We start from the raw sequence: 3,842 nt of genomic DNA, 5'->3' as shown, positions 1-3,842 counted from the left end.
AGTAATCAGCAGCAGATCATAATGTGAAGGAGCACCACCTTTCCGGTGTTATGCGGGGATGGTGTGCGATCTCCTCCACATTATTTCCTTGCCGCTAAAGGGTATCGAGCCAGGCGAGAACGCTCTGGTCCTGTTTCCACGATGGTCGCTTCGTCGATCGTGAGGGGCTTTCGAGGCGTTCCAGTGCCAGGCGCTTTGTTTCCAGATTTGCCTGAGCGTAGTGGTTTGTGGTGTCGAGGCTGACATGGCCGAGCCAGCTCCGGATCACAGTGACGTCAACACCTGCCGCCACCAGATGCACCGCCGTCGCATGACGGAAGCTATGAGGTGTTACATGCTTCGAAGTCAGGCTGGGCGTGATCTTCGCTGCCGCTTCGACGTATTGCGCTAGTTTGAAGCGGACACCCGATGCGCCGAGCGGGACACCATATCGATTAACGAAGATGGGCTCGTCGTCGGCCCTCGGCTGTCGCATGAGCTGCGATCTTAGCAACGACACGGTTTCTGGCCAAAGGGGGCTCAGCCGTTCCTTCCGTCCCTTGCCGTAAAGACGCACGCAGGTTGGCGAATCGAGCCGGATCGCCCGCGGGCAAACATCGAGCGCCTCCTGGATGCGCGCTCCGGTATTGTAGAGGAAGCAGAAGAGCGCGTGGTCGCGTTGCCCCTCAATCGTCGAGCGATCGGGCTGCGCCAGAATGGCCTTCACCTCTTCGGGTTCCAGATAGCACGGCGCATGGACCGGCGCTTTCTTCATGGGCACGTGCAGAACCTGCGTACATTGCTCGATGGCCGTCGGCTCGCGATCAGCAACGAAGCCGAAGAAGCTGCGTAACGCAGATAGGCGACAATTGCGTGTGCCGATCGTATCTCCACGTTCCTGCTCGGTGTGTTGCAGGAAGGCCTTAACCTCCGAGGCCGTCAGGTCGGCCAGCGTCAGCTGGACAACCGGCCGGCGCCGGCGTTGAGCCACGAACCGGAGGAACAGGCGCCATGTATCACGGTAGGATCGGACAGTGTGCGCAGAGGCATTCCGCTGCTGAACCATCCACTCGTAAAAGAAGGCATGAAGCAGCTTTGGGAACGGGTCGACCGGTTTCATGTCCGCACTCCTTCTGACGCGTGCAGGCAATGTGACGCGAACGTCCGGAAGCGTTCGTTTGCTTGCTGAAGGAGTTCCTGGGTGACCGTGATGTAAACTAGTGTCGAGTGGATATCGCGATGCCCTAGATATGTCGCGAGGAATGGAAGCTTGTCCTGTGGATTGATGCCGGCGCGGTACCATTCGAGAATGCGGTTCACCACAAACGAGTGACGCAAGTCATGGATACGAGGGCCCGTCTTGCCTTTCGCCGGCTTGAGTCCGGCACGCCGCAGGATGTCAACAAGGCAACCGGCGATCGCGTGCGACGTGTAGCGCGCGTTGCCCTGATCGTGCCAGAACAGGCCAGAGTTAGGGCTCTGTGTCACCTTTGCCTTGCGCCTCGCCTCCAGATATTCCCGCAGCGCTGACAGCGGGCTGTCAGCCATTGGCAGGATTCTCGATTTGAAGAACTTCGTCTCCCGGATGGTAATCGTGCCGATCTGAAGGTCGATATCGGCAAGGTTCAAGCGTGCGAGTTCTCCCAGCCGCAATCCCGCGCAATAGGTCAGGACCAGCATGGTGTAGAGACTGATCGGCCGCAATGGTGAACGTGGAGAGGGATAGGCTCGAGCGATATCGAGAAGACGACGGACCTCTTCCGGGCTGTAAATATAAGGCCGACGCCATTGGCGCGCGACCTGCTGTGCGGGACGGGGGTCCGGACGTCTTGGTTTTGTGCTGGGATCGAGATGATGCTGCGCCTTAGCCAAGGCGCGAGCGACCCTTTCGCATTCGGCGGCATGGTTGGCGGTTGATCGCGCGGCGGCCCAGTGCTGCAACATGATCGATATCGGCTCATCCGACAACTCCGGATGCGCCTGCAAGAAGCGATCGAACCGCCAGAACCAGCGAGCCTGTGTCTGATAGCGATAACCTCTCGCCTGCATCAGCTTAATACGGTTGCGCATCAGGTCGCTCAGAACGCTGCCGAACGGCGGGAACTGCCGTAGTGCTTCCAGTGCCTGATCGGGATCGGGCGCGAGCAGCGCTCGTACGATGGCCTTGTCGCTCTTGGCATGGTACTCGGCGCGTAAATCAGCAATGGGATTGCTGACGATCAACGCTTCCTCCACGAGGAAGTCGAGGAAGCGATTGACGATGCGGGCGTGGTGCAGCAGCGTGGACCGCGCCCAGACAGCACTAGACTCGCTCAACCAGATCTCCAGGACTCTCCGATTCACCTGTGTGGATTGGTATTGCTGCCGAACGACAACATCCTGGAAGCTGCGTAAAGCCTGTCGATAGGAGATGCGGCTGATCGGACAGCGCAGCCGGAGCCGGCCGAGGTAGCGCGCAATGATCTTGCCGTCGATGTCGGGCCAAGTGTTCATGAGCGCACCTCCTGTCCCGGGATCTCCAAGGCAATTGCGCGCAGATCCTCCGTCGCCAATTTCAGGTAGGGGATTGTCGATTCCGTTGAACGATGGCCCAATACGTCTCCGATCAGCTTTCGCGGGACCGACGCCCGTAGCAGGCTGACTGCACGTGCATGGCGGAAGATATGCGGTCCGCGTTTGCCGCTCAGGGTGATGCCTGCCGCCTCGATCCGCCGGCTGACTTCGTTATAAATGCGCACCATGGGGACGTAGGGCGCGCGGGTGCGGACAAAGATTTCCCGCACATCAGTTTCAGGGCGGCCGTGCCGGAGGTACTCGATCAGCGCTTCCCCGACGGTCTCAAACAACGGCAGAAGAGAATGATCACCCGTTTTGGAGCGGCGGATGTGCAGAATATCCGCCCGCCAATCGACGTCTTCCAACCGCAACCGGCTTATCTCGCCGGAACGTAACCCGTAGGTCGCAAGAAGCTGAAGGATGGCATAGTCGCGCAAGCCCATCGGCGACCGGTCTTTTCGAACAGATTTCAGGACAATCGAGATCTGATCTGAACTCAGCGCCGATGGGATGCCTTCATAGGCATAGAGCAGCGGAGCAATAACGTGCTGGGAGAGATCGGCCGCGGTGCGACCTGTCCTGTGAAGATGTTTCAGCAGCGAGCGAAGCCGCTCGGCAACATCTTTCAAGGACTTCCGCGCCAGCCCTGGGGCCCGCATATCCATGTAGATATCGACGTCGTGAACAGTCAGGTCTGCAAAACTGGTCGCGTTCGAATGCTTGATGAGCCAGGCACAAAAGTTGCGGGCCTCCCACAACAGGGCGTCGACCGAAGCCGTAGCGAGCCCGCGTTCCTCCCGCAGCCAAGTACGATACTGGTCGCACGCCTCTCGGCAGATAAGCTCGTCTGGTGCGGCCGCAGGTTCGGGTGGCCAGCGCTTCAAAGCGAGCTTCAGTAGCGCGTGGATTCCCGATCTGGGAATGCCTGTCCAATAGCGAGCTGGAGCGCGGGCATGACGCTTGCGAAATTGCCGAACCGCAAAGCGCAGATAATTCGTTACGTCTATCGGCGTGACCGCTTCAAGAGCAATATTGCGCGCCGCCAGGTACGCAAGAAAGTGATTGGCGTTGCGGCAATAGTTGTGAACTGCAACTCGATTATATCGCTGCCGCGTCAGCGCATCCCTAAGCTCCGCGACAAGGGTACCGTATCCATGTGGCATGAAGGCTTCCTCAACTGTGTTTGATCAACAGCCAAGGGTCTCATGCCGGAAATAATGCGCAGCAGATCGCAAGCCGTTTTAGCCGATCTCCACAGGCCAGCTGCGCTTAGAATCTTCCTTCACATTATGATCTGCTGCTGATTA

General features: G+C 58.8%; 3 protein-coding genes. All 3 read right to left on the bottom strand.

What is annotated here, in order from left to right; genetic code table 11:
• Positions 1-94: 94 nt before the first annotated feature.
• From AC3WLX_RS36520 to AC3WLX_RS36510, 3 genes are read right to left on the bottom strand one after another with little or no spacing between them, the layout of a single operon-like run.
• On the bottom strand, positions 95-1,099 hold the full coding sequence (locus AC3WLX_RS36520; RefSeq protein WP_211379290.1) for a tyrosine-type recombinase/integrase: 1,005 nt from the start codon (positions 1,097-1,099) through the stop codon (positions 95-97).
• Positions 1,096-2,472: a tyrosine-type recombinase/integrase gene (locus tag AC3WLX_RS36515; RefSeq protein ID WP_211379291.1), complete on the bottom strand. Its 1,377-nt coding sequence runs from the start codon at positions 2,470-2,472 to the stop codon at positions 1,096-1,098. The genes AC3WLX_RS36520 and AC3WLX_RS36515 overlap by 4 nt, the downstream gene beginning before the upstream one ends.
• Complete coding sequence (locus tag AC3WLX_RS36510; protein ID WP_211379292.1) at positions 2,469-3,698, bottom strand: site-specific integrase; 1,230 nt, start codon at positions 3,696-3,698, stop codon at positions 2,469-2,471. The genes AC3WLX_RS36515 and AC3WLX_RS36510 overlap by 4 nt, the downstream gene beginning before the upstream one ends.
• Between the last annotated feature and the right edge of the window lie 144 nt (positions 3,699-3,842).

Source organism: Bradyrhizobium sp. FW305-F6, assembly GCF_058782905.1.
The sequence above is the reverse complement of the archived record's forward strand: the minus strand, read 5'-3'. Positions and strand labels throughout refer to the sequence as shown.

Excerpts from the sequence above, each read along its gene's own strand:
- AC3WLX_RS36520 (WP_211379290.1), bottom strand. The coding sequence starts at position 1,099 with ATGAAACCGGTCGACCCGTTCCCAAAGCTGCTTCATGCCTTCTTTTAC.
- AC3WLX_RS36515 (WP_211379291.1), bottom strand. The coding sequence starts at position 2,472 with ATGAACACTTGGCCCGACATCGACGGCAAGATCATTGCGCGCTACCTC.
- AC3WLX_RS36510 (WP_211379292.1), bottom strand. The coding sequence starts at position 3,698 with ATGCCACATGGATACGGTACCCTTGTCGCGGAGCTTAGGGATGCGCTG.